General features: G+C 73.4%; 12 protein-coding genes. 9 read left to right on the top strand and 3 right to left on the bottom strand.

What is annotated here, in order from left to right:
* A partial coding sequence (locus tag E4P41_RS22660; RefSeq protein ID WP_209307634.1) for a hypothetical protein occupies positions 1-619 on the top strand: 619 nt, incomplete at its 5' end.
* An 85-nt stretch (positions 620-704) separates the two neighbouring features.
* Here the strand turns inward: E4P41_RS22660 and ileS are convergent.
* Complete coding sequence (gene ileS, locus E4P41_RS09915; protein WP_209307633.1) at positions 705-3,869, bottom strand: isoleucine--tRNA ligase; 3,165 nt, start codon at positions 3,867-3,869, stop codon at positions 705-707.
* 145 nt (positions 3,870-4,014) lie between these two features.
* Here ileS and E4P41_RS09910 point away from each other — a divergent pair, with 145 nt between their 5' ends.
* Both E4P41_RS09910 and E4P41_RS09905 read left to right on the top strand, forming a co-directional pair.
* Positions 4,015-5,526: a potassium/proton antiporter gene (locus E4P41_RS09910; protein ID WP_135141038.1), complete on the top strand. Its 1,512-nt coding sequence runs from the start codon at positions 4,015-4,017 to the stop codon at positions 5,524-5,526.
* A 128-nt stretch (positions 5,527-5,654) separates the two neighbouring features.
* The gene (locus tag E4P41_RS09905; protein WP_135141036.1) at positions 5,655-6,536 is read left to right on the top strand and encodes a DUF559 domain-containing protein; all 882 of its coding nucleotides are present in this window, start codon (positions 5,655-5,657) and stop codon (positions 6,534-6,536) included.
* A gap of 69 nt (positions 6,537-6,605) precedes the next feature.
* Here the strand turns inward: E4P41_RS09905 and mqo are convergent, their stop codons facing one another.
* Complete coding sequence (mqo, locus tag E4P41_RS09900) at positions 6,606-8,099, bottom strand: malate dehydrogenase (quinone) (protein WP_135141034.1); 1,494 nt, start codon at positions 8,097-8,099, stop codon at positions 6,606-6,608.
* A 105-nt stretch (positions 8,100-8,204) separates the two neighbouring features.
* Here mqo and lspA point away from each other — a divergent pair, with 105 nt between their 5' ends.
* The 6 genes from lspA (at position 8,205) to E4P41_RS09870 (ending at position 16,071) form a co-directional block, all read left to right on the top strand.
* Positions 8,205-8,933 (top strand): signal peptidase II, encoded by a 729-nt coding sequence (gene lspA / locus E4P41_RS09895; protein ID WP_245177233.1) that lies wholly within the window; start codon positions 8,205-8,207, stop codon positions 8,931-8,933.
* A gap of 155 nt (positions 8,934-9,088) precedes the next feature.
* Complete coding sequence (locus E4P41_RS09890) at positions 9,089-10,039, top strand: RluA family pseudouridine synthase (protein ID WP_135141032.1); 951 nt, start codon at positions 9,089-9,091, stop codon at positions 10,037-10,039.
* A 31-nt stretch (positions 10,040-10,070) separates the two neighbouring features.
* The gene (locus E4P41_RS09885; protein ID WP_135141030.1) at positions 10,071-10,880 is read left to right on the top strand and encodes a CPBP family intramembrane glutamic endopeptidase; all 810 of its coding nucleotides are present in this window, start codon (positions 10,071-10,073) and stop codon (positions 10,878-10,880) included.
* Positions 10,877-11,311: a GNAT family N-acetyltransferase gene (locus tag E4P41_RS09880; protein ID WP_135141028.1), complete on the top strand. Its 435-nt coding sequence runs from the start codon at positions 10,877-10,879 to the stop codon at positions 11,309-11,311. The genes E4P41_RS09885 and E4P41_RS09880 overlap by 4 nt, the downstream gene beginning before the upstream one ends.
* 187 nt (positions 11,312-11,498) lie before the next feature.
* Positions 11,499-15,062, top strand: coding sequence for a DNA polymerase III subunit alpha (dnaE, locus tag E4P41_RS09875; RefSeq protein ID WP_209307632.1), 3,564 nt, complete (start codon positions 11,499-11,501; stop codon positions 15,060-15,062).
* 298 nt (positions 15,063-15,360) lie between these two features.
* The gene (locus E4P41_RS09870) at positions 15,361-16,071 is read left to right on the top strand and encodes a hypothetical protein (RefSeq protein WP_135141026.1); all 711 of its coding nucleotides are present in this window, start codon (positions 15,361-15,363) and stop codon (positions 16,069-16,071) included.
* Here the strand turns inward: E4P41_RS09870 and E4P41_RS09865 are convergent.
* Positions 16,064-16,861, bottom strand: a complete 798-nt coding sequence (locus tag E4P41_RS09865) for an LON peptidase substrate-binding domain-containing protein (RefSeq protein ID WP_135141024.1) — start codon at positions 16,859-16,861, stop codon at positions 16,064-16,066. The two genes, E4P41_RS09870 and E4P41_RS09865, sit on opposite strands and share 8 nt — an antisense overlap.
* Positions 16,862-16,873: the final 12 nt, after the last annotated feature.

The raw sequence follows: 16,873 nt of genomic DNA, 5'->3' as shown, positions 1-16,873 counted from the left end.
CGAGGCCGCCGGGCCGCAGCCGACCCCTGCCCGTGAGCCGGCCGGGGCGACCGCGATCCGGCCGGTGGCCCCTCCGGCGGACCCGGCCGGTCGACGCCCGCCCCAGCCCCCGGCCGAGGAGGCCGTCCGTGCGGAGCTGGCTACCGATGACGAGGTGGTCCGCGGGGAGCCGGGCCCGCCGCCCGAGCCGGCCCGCGCCACGGCGGCGGGGACCCCACCGGAGCCGTTCGCCGAGCCGTCTGCCGAGGTCCCTGCCGAGCCGGCTGCCCCGATGTCGCCGGCCGCCGACGGGGCTGCTCCGGAGCGGACCTCTCGGCGAGCTGCACACGAGGTCCGCGAGACGCCCGCCTCCGCCATGCCGGCGGGGGAGCCCGCCGAGGAGGACGTCGAGGTCACCGACCTGCTGCTGGTCGTCGACCTGCACGACGAGGTGGTCGTCGTCGACGAGCACCCGCGCTACCACCTGGACGGCTGCCCGTACCTCGCGGGCCGGACGGCCGTCCCGCTGCCCATGTCGGAGGCGCGTATCGACGGGTTCACCCCCTGCGCGACCTGCCGACCGGTGCGACACCTGGCCGAGGTCGAACGCTCCCGCCGGCGGTCCGCGCGCGGCAACTGATGCGCCGGGCCGGCCCTCCTCTCGGCGCCGGCCACCCTCCGTGGCGCCCCCGAGGGCGCGAGGCGGCCCAGGAGGGGGTCCTGTCTCACCTGCCGGCGCGGGCCACCCAGAAGCGCGAGCCGGCCGGACCCTCGATCCCGTCGCCGTCACCGGCGGTGCCGGCGCCCACCCGGACGGCGAGCACCTCGTCGGCGACCTGGTCGCCGTGCTCGGTGAGCGCCTGTGCCATGGCGCCGTCCGCCGTCCACCGGAGCTCGATGCGGTCGCTGACCGCCAGCCCGGCGTTCTTGCGGGACTCCTGCACCAGCCGCACGAACTCACGTACCAGGCCCGCCCGCTCCAGCTCCGGGGTGAGCTCCAGGTCCAGGGCGACGGTCAACCCGCCGCCGCTGGCCACGGTCCAGCCCTCCCGCGGGGTCTCGGTCACCACCAGGTCGCCGTCCTGGAGGGGCACGGTGACGCCGTCCACCTCGACGGTCGCCGTCCCGGCGCGATAGGCGGCCACCAGCGCCGACGCGTCGGCCGCGGCGACGGCCCTGGCCACCGCCTGCACCTGGCCGCCCAGCCGGCGGCCCACCGCGCGGAAGTCGACCTTCACGCTGACGTCGACCAGGTCGCCGCCGACCGCGGAGAGGTCCGACAGCGCAGCCACGTTCAACTCGTCGGCGACCTCTGCCACGAGGTCGCGGGGCAGGTCCGCCCAGCCCGGCGCCGCCACGACCGCGCGGGCCAGCGGCTGGCGGGTGCGCACCTTGGCGGAGGTGCGGGCCGAGCGGCCCAGCTCGACCAGCCGGCGCACCAGCGCCACCTGTTCGACCAGTCCGGCGTCCCGGGCGTCCTCGTCCGTCTGCGGCCAGGAGGCGAGGTGCACGGAGTCGACCGGGTCGGGGAGCCCCGGCGCGACCGCTCGGCCCCACACCTCCTCGGTGACGAACGGCGTGAACGGCGCCATGAGCCGGGTCAGCACGTCGAGCACCTCGTGCAGCGTGGCCAGCGCCGCCGGGTCGCCGTCCCAGAACCGCCGCCTCGAGCGGCGCACGTACCAGTTGGACAGGTCGTCGACGAACTGCGCGATCAGCCGGCCGGCACCGGCGGTGTCGAAGTCCTCCATCGCCGCGGTGACGCCGTCGGTGACCTCGGCGAGGGTGGCCAGCGCCCAGCGGTCCAGCAACGGTCGCTCGGACCGCGGCGGAGCCGGCTCCGCTGTGCTGTCGGCCCGCCCACCCCAGCCGTTGGTCTCGGCGTAGAGGGTGAAGAAGCTGGCGGTGTTCCAGTAGGTGAGCAGCACCTTGCGGACCACCTCGGACAGCGTCTCGTGCCCGACCCGGCGGGCCGACCACGGCGAGCCGCCGGCCAGCATGAACCAGCGGACGGCGTCGGCGCCGTGCCGGTCCATGAGTGGGATGGGTTCGAGGATGTTGCCCAGGTGCTTGCTCATCTTCCGGCCGTCCTCGGCCAGGATGTGGCCCAGGCAGAGCACGTTCTCGTAGGAGCTGCGGCCGAACACGAGCGTGCCGACGGCCATGAGGGAGTAGAACCAGCCGCGGGTCTGGTCGATCGCCTCGCAGATGAACTGCGCCGGGTAGGCGGCCTCGAACTCCGCCTGGTTGCGGTACGGCGCGCCCCACTGGGCGAAGGGCATCGACCCGGAGTCGTACCAGGCGTCGATGACCTGCGGCACCCGGCGGTAGGTGCCCTCCTCACCGGGCAGCGTGAACGTCACCTCGTCGATGAACGGACGGTGCGGGTCGAGGCCGGCGAGGTCGCGGCCGGTGAGTTCCGACAGCTCGGCCAGCGAGCCGACCACGACCATCCGCTGCGGGTCGGCGTCGCTGCGCCAGATCGGCAGCGGTGTGCCCCAGTAGCGGTCGCGGGAGAGCGCCCAGTCGACGTTGTTGCGCAGCCAGTCGCCGTAGCGGCCCCACTGGATGGTCTCCGGGTACCAGTGCGTCCTCTCGTTCTCGGCGAGCAGCTGGTCCTTGACCGCCGACGTGCGGATGTACCAGGACGGCTGCGCGTAGTACATGAGCGGCGTGTGGCAGCGCCAGCAGTGCGGATAGCTGTGCTCGTAGCGCTGCTCGCGCCACAGCACGCCGCGGTTCTCCAGGTCCTCGACCAGCGCGGGGTCGGCCGCCTTGAAGAAGTGGCCACCGACCAGGCCGACCTCGGGCAGGAAGTGCCCGGTCGGGTCGATCGGGTTGACCACCGGCAGGCCGTAGGAACGGCAGACGGCGAGGTCGTCGGCGCCGAACGCGGGGGACTGGTGGACCAGCCCGGTGCCGTCGTCGGTCGTCACGTAATCGGCGAGGACGACGAAATGCGCGTCCTCGCCGGCCGGGAACTCGACCAGCTCGAACGGACGGCGGTAGTGCACCCGCTCCCAGTCCCGCCCGGGCGTGCGGGCCAGGACCTCCACGTCGTCGAGGTCGCCGAAGACGGCGCCGAGCAGGGGCTCGGCCACGACGAGGGTGTCCCCGCCGCGACGGGCCACGACGTAGGTGACGTCGGGGTGGACGGCGACCGCGGTGTTGCTCGGCAGCGTCCACGGCGTCGTCGTCCAGATCAGCAGGTCGGCCTTGCCGGCCCACTCGCCGCTGGTGACCGGCAGCCGGACGTACACCGACGGGTCGGTGATGGACTCGTAGCCCTGGGCGACCTCGTGGTCGGACAGCCCGGTGCCGCAGCGCGGACAGTAGGGCGCCACCCGGTGGTCCTCGACCAGCAGGCCCTTGTCGAAGACCTGCTTGAGCGACCACCAGACGCTCTCGATGTAGGCCGGGTCCATCGTCCAGTAGGCGGTGGACATGTCGACCCAGTAGCCCATCCGGCGGGTGAGGTCGCTGAAGGCGTCGACGTGACGCATCACCGACTCCCGGCAGCGGGCGTTGAACTCCGCGATGCCGTAGCGCTCGATGTCGGGCTTGCCGGCGAAACCCAGCTCCTGCTCGACGGCGATCTCCACCGGCAGGCCGTGGCAGTCCCACCCGGCGCGGCGGGGGACGTGCCAGCCCTGCATGGTCTTGAAGCGGGGGAAGACGTCCTTGAACGCGCGCGCCTCGATGTGGTGGGTCCCCGGGCGGCCGTTGGCGGTGGGGGGGCCCTCGTAGAAGTTCCACTGCGGGCGGCCGGCGGAGGCCTCCAGGGAGCGGGCGAAGACCTTGTCGGCCTCCCAGCGGCCCAGGATCTCCTGCTCCAGGGCGGGCAGGTCGACCTGAGGGGGCAGCGCGCGGAAGGGGCCGGGTGAGCTCACGATCCGATTCTCCCACCCGGCTCACCCTCACCCCCGAGGCCGCCGGCCGGTTCCGGCCGCCCGTCCCGGTGGGTGCCCCGGCCGGGTCGCGGGACGGCTCCGATGTGGCGGTACGGGAGACTGCGGAGGTGGACGGGCGCGCGCGGTGAACACGACGGTCACCCTCGCCCTCGCCGCGGGCGCCCTCGTGGTCCTCGTCGCCGCCGTCGCCCTGCGGCTGGCCGACCGCCTCGGCCTGCCCAGCCTGCTGCTGTACCTCGCCCTCGGGGTCGCGCTGGGGGAGAGCGGCCTGGGAGTGCAGTTCGAGGACGTCAAGCTCACCCAGACCCTCGGCGTCGCCGCGCTCGTGGTGATCCTCGCCGAGGGTGGCCTGACGACCCGCTGGGCCGACGTGCGGCGGGCGATCGGGCCTGGCCTCACCCTGGCCACCGTCGGGGTGCTGGTGAGCGTGGGGGTCACCGCCGCGATCACCGTCTGGCTGCTGGACCTCCCCTGGGGCCTGGCCCTCCTGCTGGCCGCGGTGATCGGTTCGACCGACGCGGCCGCGGTGTTCGCGACCCTGCGCCGGCTGCCCCTGCCCCGCCGGCTGGCCGCATCCATCGAGGCCGAGAGCGGGCTGAACGACGCGCCCGCCATCCTGCTGGTGACCGCGCTGGCGGCTCATCTCACCGAGCCCGAGCAGGGGGCGTGGTGGCTGGTCGGCGTGAACGTCGTCGTCCAGTTGCTGGGCGGGGCGGCGATCGGCGTCGCCGTCGGCTTCGCCGGCGCGGAACTGCTGCGCCGGGTGGCGCTGCCGCTGGCCGGCTTCTACCCGCTGGCGACCCTCGCGCTCTGCGTGCTGGCCTTCGCGACGGCGACCCTGGCCCTCACCTCCGGGATCGTGGCGGTCTACCTGGCCGGCGTGGTGCTCGGCAACGCCGCACTGCCGCACCGCTCGGCGTCCATCGGCTTCGCGGAGGGCATGGCCTCCCTCGCGCAGATCGGTCTGTTCGTCCTGCTGGGGCTCCTGGCCTCGCCCTCGCGGCTGGACGAGGCCCTGCTGCCCGCGCTGGTGGTCGGCGGGGCGCTGCTGCTGGTGGCCCGGCCGCTGTCGGTGCTGCTCAGCCTCGTGTGGTTCCGCATCCCGCCGCGGCAGCAGGCGTTCATCTCCTGGGCCGGGCTGCGCGGCGCCGTCCCGATCGTGCTCGCGACGTTCCCGGTCGCCGCAGGGGTGGCGGACGCGACCCGCGTCTTCGACACGGTCTTCGTGCTGGTCGTCGTCTTCACGCTGATCCAGGGCTGGTCGCTGCCCTGGGTGGCCCGGCGGCTGCGCATCGCCGCGCCGGTCACGCCGCGCGACGTCCAGGTGGAGGCTGCTCCGCTCGAGGAGCTGGGCGCCGAGCTGATGCAGCTGACCGTGCCGCAGGGCTCTCGCCTGCACGGCGTCTACCTGCCGGAGCTGCGGCTGCCCGAGGACGCGGCGGTGGTGCTCATCGTCCGCGACGGCAAGGCGTTCGTCCCCGACCGCACGACCCAGCTCAGGCGAGGCGACCAGGCGCTGCTGGTGTCGGCGCGGAGGTCGCGCACGGAGGCCGAGCGGCGGCTGCGGGCGGTCAGCCGCGCCGGCCGGCTGGCGGCCTGGCGCGGCGAGACCGGTGCCGTCTCCGAGACCGACTGAGCTCTGTGGCCGTGCACTTCCGCGGAAATGCACGGTGCATCTCCGCGGAAGTGCACAGGAAGCCAGGCCACGGGCGCCGTTGTGGACAGTGCCAGCGGGCACGCGCCCCGACCGGCCAGGATCCCCCGGTGCTGCTCAGACCCAGCGCCCCGGAAGGGGTGTTCATCGGCTCCCTCGCCATCGCCGAGGGACGGATCACCCGGCGTCAGCTCGCCGACGGCCCATACGTGCGGGTGCTGCACGGTGTGTACGCCGATGTCTCGCTCCCGCGTGACCACCTCCTGCGCTGCCGAGCAGCCGCCCTGCTCATGCCACCGGAGGCCGCCCTGGGCGGTCGGTCCGCGGCGGCCGTCCTCGGAGCGCCCGCGCCGACGTACGGCGACCCGGTCACCGTCGTGATCCCGTCTCCACACAAGTGGCGGGGACCTGGAGGCGTCCGCGTCCACCGGACGGACGTCAGCCCCTCCGACGTCGTGGACGACCGCCAGGGCATGCGCTGGACGACGTCGGTGCGGACGGCGTGGGACGTGGCCGCGTTGGAGACCACGGCGACTGCCGTCGGTGTCGTCGACGCGTTGCTCCGCAGCGGTCGGGTGCGGCCATCGGACCTGCGCGACCTGCTCCGGGACAGGACCGGCCGCCGCGACTCACGACGCGTCCGCGGCGTGTTCGACCTGACGGACCCGCGCAGTGAGTCCCCACCGGAGTCCTGGGTGCGGGTGGCGTGCGTCCTCGGGGGGCTGCCGACTCCGGTGCCGCAGTACGACGTCGTGGACGGTGGACGCTGGCTCGCCCGCGTCGACCTCGCGTGGCCGGAACACCGCCTGGTCGTCGAGTACGAGGGCGCCCACCACTTCGAGGACCTGCAGATCATGCGGGACGACGTCCGGCTGGCACTGCTGGTGGCTGCCGGCTGGCGTGTCATCCGGCTGGCTGCCACCGACCTGCGGTCCATGGACGCCGTCGTGGAGCGGATCCGCACAGCGCTCGCGGGAGCCCACCAGGGATGAGTGACCAGCTCGTGCACTTCCGCGGATGTGTACGGAGTACTTCCGCGGAAGTGCACGAAACGGCGTGGGTCAGCCGTTGAGCTCCAGGGTCTGCGTGGTCTCGGCGCGGACCTCGGCCAGCAGCGCGGGGTCGTCGTTGAGCCGGCGACCGTAGGAGGGGATCGCCTCCTGCAGCGCCGGGCGCCAGGCGGCGATCCGGTCGGGGAAGCAGCGCTCGAGCACGGTGAGCATCGCCGAGACCGCCGTCGACGCGCCCGGGGAGGCTCCCAGCAGGCCGGCGATGGTGCCCTCGGCGCCGACGACCAGCTCGGTGCCGAACTGCAGGACACCGCGGCCGGTCGCCGGGTCACGCTTGATCACCTGGACCCGCTGACCCGCGGTGATCATGTCCCAGTCCTGCTGCTCGGCCAGCGGCACGAAGTCGGTGAGCGTCCGGTGACGGTCGCCGCGCGACTGGAGCAGCTCGCCGATGAGGTAGCGGGTGAGCGCCATCTCGGTGCGGGCCACGCCGAGCATCGAGCCCAGGTTGCTCGGCTTGACGCTGCGCGGCAGGTCGAACAGCGAGCCTGCCTTGAGGAACTTCGGCGAGAAGCCCGCGTACGGGCCGAACAGCAACGAGTGGTCGCCGTCGATGAGCCGCAGGTCCAGGTGCGGCACCGACATCGGCGGGGCGCCGACGGCGGCCTGGCCGTAGACCTTGGCCTGGTGCGCCGAGACCAGCTCGGGCGAGCGGGTCCGCAGGAACTGGCCGCTCACCGGGAAGCCGCCGAATCCGCGGATCTCGGGGATGCCGGCCCTCTGCAGCAGCGGCAGGGCCCCGCCACCGGCGCCGACGAACAGGAAGCGGGTGCGGACGGTGCGCTCCTCCCCGCTGCGGGTGTCACGCACGGTCACCGCCCACCGGCCGTCGTCCCGGCGCTCGATGTCGGTGACCCGCTGGTTGACGTGCACGTGCACGCCCCGCTCCTCGGCGGCGTCGAGCAGCAGTCGGGTCAGCGACCCGAAGTCGACGTCGGTGCCGGCCGCCGACCGCGTCGCGGCGACCACCTGGTCGGCCGGGCGCCCGGCCATCATCAGCGGCACCCATCCGGCCAGCTCGGCGGCGCTGTCGGTGTACTCCAGCCCGGCGAACACCGGCTGCGCCGCCATGGCCTCGTGGCGGGTGCGCATGTACGAGCGGCCGGCCTCGCCGGTGACGAAGCTGATGTGCGGGACGGGAGTGATGAACTCCTTGGGTGCGCCGGTCAGCCCCGAGCGGACCAGGTGCGACCAGAACTGCCGCGAGACCTGGAACTGCTCGTTGATCGTCACGGCCTTGGTGACGTCGACCGCCCCGTCCGCGGTCGCGGGGGTGTAGTTGAGCTCGCAGAGGGCCGCATGACCGGTCCCGGCGTTGTTCCAGGCGTCGGAGCTCTCGCCGGCCACCGCTGGCGCGGACTCGAAGACGGTGACGCTCCAGTCGGGGGCTACGACGCCGAGCAGCGACGCGAGCGTCGCGCTCATGACGCCGCCGCCCACGAGGACTACGTCGGGGTCGGTGGCTGGGGCGAGATCGGTGGACACGACGGCCTTCCGTGCGAGGAGAGGAGCGGTGCTCCTCCAACTTCGACCACTTTCCGGCCGAACATGTCACTCGGCGTGGTGAGATGTGTCGCACACAGTCATGAGATGGATCACAACGCCTCCGAGTTGCGCGCCGTCCCGGACGGCGGCAGGGACGGTGTGCCCCCGCGGCTATCGTCGGTCGGGACGGCGGGACCGGCCGCCCCGGCACATCCACGCATCGACCGAGGAGCTCTCCTGTCCGAACCGAGCGATCCCCAGGACGGCGCGGTCACGGCCTCCCGCGCCACCGCCGGACGCCGTCCGCGCACCCGGCTGCTGTTCCTGCTCGCGCTGGCGGTGCTGCTGGTCGACCTGGGCACCAAGCTGCTCGTCGTCGCGACGATCGAGCGCGGCGAGAACATCCGGCTGCTCGGCGGGGCGTTGTACCTGACCCACACCCGCAACACCGGCGCGGCGTTCTCCTTCGCCGAGGGCTTCACCATCGTCTTCACCCTCATCGCGGTCGCCGTCGCGGTGGTCATCGTGCGCACCGCACGCCGGCTGTTCTCCACCGGCTGGGCCGTCGCCCTCGGGCTGGTGCTCGGCGGGGCGGTGGGCAACCTGGTCGACCGGGTCTTCCGCGACCCGGGCTTCCTGCGCGGCGGCGTCGTCGACTTCATCTCGGTCTTCGCGCCGAACGGCGAGTTCTACCCGATCTTCAACGTCGCCGACTCCGCCATCGTGTGCGGCGGCGTGCTCGGCGCCGTCCTCGCGCTGCGCGGCATCGAGTTCGACGGCACCCGCAGCTCCGGCAGCCGGAAGGCCGGGGACGACGGCTCCGCGCGCGACTGACGAAGGACCCCGCGTCCCCCCATCCCTCGGAGAAGGACCCCCCGCCACTCGCACGCTCGCGGCGGGACCCTGCAGGGGGCCTGCGGGTCCCGGGAGGGGGCCACGCTCGGGCGGCGGTGCGCCGTCCCGTCGCCGCCGGTGGTCACAATGGGGCCGTGACCAGCTCCGCGGGCCAACGCCGGGCCCTCCCGGTGCCCGACGGGCTGGAGGGCCAGCGCGTCGACCAGGCGCTGTCCCGGCTCTTCGGGCTCTCCCGCGGTGCCGCCGCCGACCTCGCCGACGCCGGTGCCGTGGTCGTCGACGGCCGGGTGCGCGGCAAGGGCGACCGGGTCAGTGGCGGCAGCTGGCTGGAGGTGGAGCTGCCGCCGCTACCGCACGCCCACCCATCCCAGCCCACCGCGCCGGAGCCGGTCGCCGGGCTCACCGTGGTCCACGACGACGACGACGTCGTGGTCGTCGACAAGCCCGTCGGCGTCGCCGCGCACCCCAGCCCCGGCTGGGAGGGGCCCACCGTCGTCGGCGGGCTGGCCGCGGCCGGCTACCGGATCGCCACCTCGGGTGCCGCCGAGCGGCAGGGCGTCGTCCACCGGCTGGACGCCGGGACGACGGGGCTGATGGTCGTGGCCAAGAGCGAGCGGGCCTACACCACGCTCAAGGCGGCGTTCAAGGAGCGGACGGTCGAGAAGGGCTACGCGGCCCTCGTCCAGGGCCACCCCGACCCCTCGCGCGGCACGATCGACGCGCCGATCGACCGGCACCCGAAGCACGACTGGAGGTTCGCCGTCGTCCAGGGCGGGCGCCCGTCGGTGACCCACTACGAGGTCGTCGAGGCATTCCCGGCCGCCAGCCTCGTCGACATCCGGCTGGAGACCGGCCGCACCCACCAGATCCGGGTCCACTTCTCCGCCCTCCGCCACCCCTGCGTCGGCGACACGACCTACGGCGCCGATCCGACCCTGGCCGCGCGGCTCGGCGTCTCGCGGCAGTGGCTGCACGCCGCACGGCTGGGCATCCCGCACCCCGCCGACGGGCGCTGGACGGAGTTCACCAGCCCGTTCCCGCCCGACCTGGCCGGCGCGCTCGACATCCTGCGCGCCGAGGCCTGACGCCGGTGCGAGCCAGCGTGCGAGCTCGGCCATGAGCACCGTCGGGCTGCCCGGCTCGCTCGCCGACTACGGCCCGGCCGCGCTGTCGGCGGTCGTGGTGGCGGGCTACCTGATCGTCGGCGAGCCGCTGGCCGGGCACGTGCTGCACCGCCGCTTCGAGGACCGGCTGCGCACCGACGACGGCGCCCGGCGGTCGTTCTACGGTCGGCTGCTGGTGCTGGAGTGGGGGCTGGCCGGGCTCGCCCTGGTCGTCTGGCTGGCCGCCCCCGGGGTGGACGCCGGGGCCGTGGGCCTGCGCTTGCCGCAGTCGTGGCCCGGCCCGCTGGCCACCGCGGCCACGGTCCTGGTGCTCGGCTTCGTCGCCGTCTCCACGCGGGTCCTGCGATCGGGGGCGCTGGCCCAGGCGGCGGACCAGCTGCACCGGCCGGGTCACTCCCCGCCCGTCCGCGGGCGCCACGCCGAGCCGTCGGTGCACGCGACCCTGGCGCTGCTGCCGCGCACCCGCGCCGAGCGACGGCTGTTCACCGTGGTGGGGATCACCGCCGGCGTGTGCGAGGAGTGGCTGTACCGCGGTTTCCTCCTCGCCGTCGTCGCCGCGGTGGGCGGCGGGCTGCCGACGTCGGTGCTGGTGGCCGTCGGCGCCGTGGCGTTCGGCCTGGCCCACGCCTACCAGGGGGTGGCCGGCATGGTGACCACCGGCGTCCTCGGCGGCGTGCTGGCCGGCCTCTACCTCGACACCGGCTCGCTGCTGCTCCCGGTCCTGCTGCACGCCGTCGTCGACCTGCGCTTCCTGCTCGTGCCGGCCTCCGCGCTGCCCGACGTCGTCCGGAGGCCGGCATGAGGGCCCGGCGTGCCACCGCGGCGGACTGGCCGGAGGTGGCCGCGCTGCGCACCCGCGTCTTCGTCGAGGAGCAGGGCGTGCCGGCCGACGTCGAGCGCGACGAGCACGACGCCACCGCGGTGCACGCCCTGGTTCGCGACGAGCGCGGGCGGGTGGTGGCGACCGGGCGGCTGCTGGTCCGCGACGGCCGCGCCGTCGTCGGCCGGATGGCCGTCGACACGGCGGTACGCGGGCGCGGGTACGGCGCCGCCGTCCTCGCCGAGCTGCACCGGCAGGCCGTCCTGCTAGGGCTGACCGAGGTCGAGCTGCACGCCCAGGTTCCGGCGCGGGGCTTCTACGAGCGGGCCGGCTACACGGCGGTCGGGGACGTCTACGAGGAGGCCGGCATCGCGCACGTCACGATGCGCCGTCCGCTGGCGGACGAGGTGTGACGGAGCGGTCCGCTGTGCCGAGACACATTCCTGTCGGTCCCCCGGAGTAGACCTCTGCGGTGCGAGGATCGGGTTCCCGCCGATCCCGTCCGGAGCACCGCCGCACCGCCCACCGGTCTTCCCCGCCGGTCGCCCGCCGGATCCCCGACGGCCGGGCACGCACGACCCGTGAGGAGCACCGACGCCCGTGAGCAACCCGTCGTCCGATCCGTTCGTGCACCTGCACGTACACACCGAGTACTCGATGCTCGACGGCGCGGCCAAGCTGCCGGAGGTCACCGCGGCCGCCGCCGAGTACGGGATGCCGGCGCTGGCGATGACCGACCACGGCAACGTCTTCGGCGCCTACGACTTCTACAAGCAGGCCAAGGGCGCCGGCGTGAAGCCGATCATCGGCATGGAGGGCTACTACACGCCCGGCTCGCGCTTCGACCGCGCGCCGTTCGACTTCGGCGACAACCTCATCGACGAGGACGGCGAGGGCGGGTCCTCTCGTGGCAAGGCCGCCTACACCCACATGACGCTGCTGGCCCGCACCACGGAGGGGATGCACAACCTCTTCCGCATCTCCTCGATGGCCAGCCTCGAGGGGCAGTACCGCAAGCCGCGGTTCGACCGCGACCTGCTGGAGCGCTACGGCACGGGCCTGATCGCCACCACCGGCTGCCCGTCGGGCGAGGTCAACATGTGGCTGCGCGCCGGCAAGTACGACCGCGCCCGCCAGGCCGCCGCCGACTTCCAGGACATCTTCGGGCGGGAGAACTTCTACGCCGAGCTGATGGACCACGGCCTGGCGATCGAGCAGAAGACCCGCCCGCAGCTGCTGCAGATCGCCGGCGAGCTGGGCATCCCGCTGCTGGCCACCAACGACCTGCACTACACGCACAAGGAGGACGCCGAGGCCCACGACGCACTGCTCTGCATCCAGACCGGATCGCGGCTGGGCGAGACCAACCGCTTCAAGTTCAACGGGGACGGCTACTACCTGAAGAGCGCCGCGGAGATGCGCGCGCTGTTCCCCGGCGAGCTCGCCTCCGCCTGCGACAACACACTGCTGGTCGCCGAGCAGTGCGAGGTGTCGTTCACCGAGGGCGCCGACCTCATGCCGCGCTTCCCGCTGCCGCCGGGGGAGGACGAGACCTCCTGGTTCGTCAAGGAGGTCGAGCGCGGGTTGCACAAGCGCTGGCCTGCCGGCATCCCCGACCACGTGCGCAAGCAGGCCGACTACGAGGTCGGGATCATCACCCAGATGGGCTTCCCGGGGTACTTCCTCGTGGTCGCCGACTTCATCAACTGGGCCAAGGACAACGGCATCCGGGTCGGCCCGGGCCGTGGCTCCGCGGCGGGCTCCCTGGCCGCCTACGCCATGGGCATCACCGACCTCGACCCGCTGGCGCACGGACTGATCTTCGAGCGCTTCCTCAACCCCGAGCGCGTCTCGATGCCCGACGTCGACATCGACTTCGACGACCGCCGCCGCGGTGAGGTCATCCAGTACGTCTCGCAGAAGTACGGCGAGGAGCGGGTCAGCCAGATCGTCACCTACGGCACGATCAAGGCCAAGGCCGCGATCAAGGACGCCGCACGCGTGCTCGACCGGCCCTACTCGGTGGGCGACGAGCTCACCAAGCTCATGCCGCCGTCGGTCATGGGCAAGGACATCCCGCTGTCGGGCATTTTCGACCCGGCCCACCCGCGCTACAAGGAGGCCACGGAGTTCCGCGCCCGCTACGAGGCCGACCCCGGGGCGGCCGAGGTCGTCGACCAGGCGCGCAAGCTCGAGGGGCTCAAGCGGCAGTGGGGCGTGCACGCCGCCGGCGTCATCATCGGCCGCTACCCGTTGATCGATAGCATCCCGATCATGCGCCGCGAGGCCGACGGCGCGGTCATCACGCAGTTCGACTACCCGACCTGCGAGACGCTCGGGCTGCTCAAGATGGACTTCCTGGGCCTGCGCAACCTCACGGTCATCGACGACGCGCTGCGCAACATCGTGACGAACGGCAAGGAACCGATCGACCTCGACGAGATCAGCAAGGACCTCACCGACCCGGCTACCTACGCGCTGCTGGCCCGCGGTGACACCCTCGGGGTCTTCCAGTTCGACGGCGGGCCGATGCGCTCGCTGCTGCGCCTGATGCGGCCGGACAACTTCGAGGACATCTCCGCCGTCGGCGCGCTCTACCGGCCCGGCCCGATGGGTGCCAACTCGCACACCAACTACGCGCTGCGCAAGAACGGCCAGCAGGAGATCACGCCGATCCACCCGGAGCTGGCCGAGCCGCTGGAGGACATCCTCGGCACGACCTACGGCCTGATCGTCTACCAGGAGCAGGTCATGGCGATCGCGCAGAAGGTCGCCGGGTACTCCCTCGGCAAGGCCGACCTGCTGCGCCGGGCGATGGGCAAGAAGAAGAAGTCGGTGCTGGACGCCGAGTTCGTCGGCTTCGAGGCGGGCATGAAGGAGCGCGGCTACTCCGCCGCGGCGATCAAGACGCTCTGGGACATCCTCGTCCCGTTCGCCGACTACGCGTTCAACAAGGCCCACTCGGCCGCCTACGGCCTGGTCTCGTACTGGACGGCGTACCTCAAGGCCAACTACCCGGCCGAGTACATGGCCGCGCTGCTCACCAGCGTCGGCGACGACAAGGACAAGCGGCCGATCTACCTGGCCGAGTGCCGCCGGATGGGCATCAAGGTGCTCCCGCCCGACGTCAACGAGTCGGCGGCGGACTTCACCCCGGTCGGCACCGACATCCGCTTCGGCCTGGCCTCGATCCGCAACGTCGGCCGCAACGTCGTCGACGGGATCGTGCGGTCCCGCGAGGAGCAGGGCGCCTTCCGGGACTTCGCCGACTTCCTGCGCAAGGTCGACGCCCTGGTGTGCAACAAGAAGGTCATCGAGTCGCTGTGCAAGGCCGGCGCCTTCGACTCCCTCGGCCACTCGCGGCAGGGCCTGGTCAGCGTGCACGCCAACGCGGTCGAGATGGCGATGGCGCTCAAGCGCAAGGAGGCCGAGGGGCAGTTCGACCTGTTCGGCGGCTTCGGCGGGGACGGCGCGGAGGAGGACCCGTTCGGCGGCGCGCTCGACGTCGCCATCCCCGCGGCGGACTGGTCGAAGTCCGAGCGGCTGGTCTTCGAGCGCGACATGCTCGGGCTCTACGTCTCCGACCACCCCCTGCACGGCGTCGAGCACGTCCTCACCGCGCACGCCGACACCCCGATCGCCGAGATCAACGCCGGGGGCGTGGAGGACGGCGCCAACGTGACGATCGCGGGCATCCTCACCGCGGTCGGCCCGCGCACCAACAAGCAAGGCGCGCCCTGGGCCATCGCCACCCTGGAGGACCTCGAATCCGGCATCGAGGTGCTGTTCTTCCCGAAGACCTGGCAGCAGGTGGCGGACAAGGTGGCCCGCGACCAGATCGTCGTCGTCAAGGGCCGGATCAGCCGGCGCGACGACCAGCCCTCGTTGTTCGGCGCCGAGGTCACCATCCCCGAGCTCACCGAGGGCCCGCGCGGCCCGGTGCTGGTCTCCATGCCCGCCGCCCGCTGCACCCCGCCGGTGGTCGAGCGGCTGCGCGAGGTGCTGGGCAGCCACCCGGGCACCACCGAGGTGCAGCTGAAGCTGGTCAACGGCAGCCGCGAGACCGTGCTGCGGTTGGACCAGGGGCTGCGGGTCCGGCCCAGCACGGCGCTCATGGGCGACATCAAGGCGCTGCTCGGTCCGACCAGCGTGGCGCTGCTGTGAAGAAGGACCATCCTTCCTTCCCACGCCTCCGGAAAGGACCCCGTCCTCCCCACCCCTCGCAGGCTCGGGACGGTGCCCGGGACGGGGCGGCCCGTGGGGCCCTGAAGGGTGGCCGTTCCAGTACGCCACCGGGCTCGCGGCGGGACCCTGCAGTAGATGGAGCGTCCCCCTCCCCGAGCCCTTCGCAAGCTCGGGGCACGCCAGGAGGGAGCCACGGGACGGGGCCGTGGGAGGAGCGCCGCCCGGCCGTCCGGCCGCCGGGGATGAGCCGCACAGCTGCGCGGGGTTGACTGGAGACGTGGACAGCACTCCCACCTCCGCTCCCGTCGGACCGCCGCCGCCCGTCCGCCCTGCGCGGTGGGGTGCCGGCGCCCCGTGGGCCGGCCGCGCCGAGCTGCGCGCCGACCTGCGCAGCTCGCTGGTGCTGGCCGGGGTGCTGCTGCTCGCCGGAGTGCCCGCCGGGTTGCTGTGGTGGGCGCTGGCGCCGCGGGCCCTCTTCGAGGTCACCGAGGAGGGCCCGATCGTGGTCGGGCGCCCGTCGGCCGAGCTGCTCGTCGCCGACGACGGCGTCTACACCCTCGTGCTGGCCGGCCTGGGGCTCCTGGCCGGGCTGGTCTCCTGGCGGCTGCGCCGCCGGCGCGGGGTCGCCACCGTGCTCGCCCTGGCCGGCGGGATGGTGATGGCCGCCCTCGTCGCCTGGCAACTGGGCGAGCTGCTCGGGGCCGGCCCCTCCGACGTGCAGCTGGCCGACATCGGCACCCGGATCGTCACCCCGCTGGTACTGGGCTCACCGGCAGCGCTGGCGGTCGGCCCGTTCCTCGCCGTCCTGACCTACGTGGTCGCCACGCTGTTCGCCGCCTCCGACGACCTCGACCGGCCTGACCCCGTGCCGGCCCCCACGGGCGCCGCGCCCCCGTCGCCCGGGGTGACGCCGCGCGAGAGCGGCCCCGCTGCAGGGTCCCGCCGCGAGTTCGCGAGTGGTGGGGGGCAGCGGGGTCCTGCTAGTTGACGCTGCGCGGGCCGGCGAAGCGCTGCAGCGGCGCCGGCACCGCGCCGACCGCCTCGAGCAGGGTCAGCTCGCGGCGCAGCAGCCGCGACTCCGTCTGCAGCCGCCGGCGGGTCGCGGACTCGGCGAGCAGCGCCTGCCGGTCCTCGGTGGTCAGCAGCGCCGCCGAGGCCACCAGGTAGGAGAGCGCCCGCGGGTCACCGGAGACCGCCCGGAGGAGGTCCGCGGTGTCGGGCTGCTCGCCGTCGGCCTCACCGGTCAGCGTGGTCACCGCAGCGACGTAGCGCGCGAACAGTCCGCCCACCCCGCGGACGAGCACCTCCATCGAGCCGCGCGCGACCTCGCTGACGAGATCCTCGTGCTCGGCGTCGGGTGCCGCGCCGCCGGGCACGACCAGTCCGTCCTGGTCGCCGGCGGCCTCCTCGGCGGCCTCCTCCTCGGCCAGCCACTCGATCTCGGCCTGCAGGTACGGCGGGTCGTCCGCGACGACGACGTCGAGCAGGCGGAACCGGTCGCCGCCAGCGGTGACGATGCGGAAGCCGCCGTCGGACTGGGGCCGCACGGTCTGCAGGCGCGCGGTGCAGCCCACGTCGTAGAGGGCCTCTGCCGGGGCGACCTCCTCGACCTCCCAGCCCTGCCGGATGGCGACCACACCGAAGCAGCGGGCCCCGCTCTCCGGCAGCTCCAGCAGGTCGCGGACCAGCCGCCGGTAGCGCGGCTCGAAGACCTGCAGCGGCAGGACCACCCCGGGGAACAGCGGTGTCCCCAGCGGGAAGAGTGGGATCAGGTCCACGGCAGGCGAGCC

Origin of the sequence: Geodermatophilus sp. DF01-2 (genome assembly GCF_004571065.1) — a bacterium.
In the GTDB taxonomy this organism is placed as follows: domain Bacteria; phylum Actinomycetota; class Actinomycetes; order Mycobacteriales; family Geodermatophilaceae; genus Geodermatophilus.
This window is presented reverse-complemented; position numbering and strand designations above follow the sequence as displayed.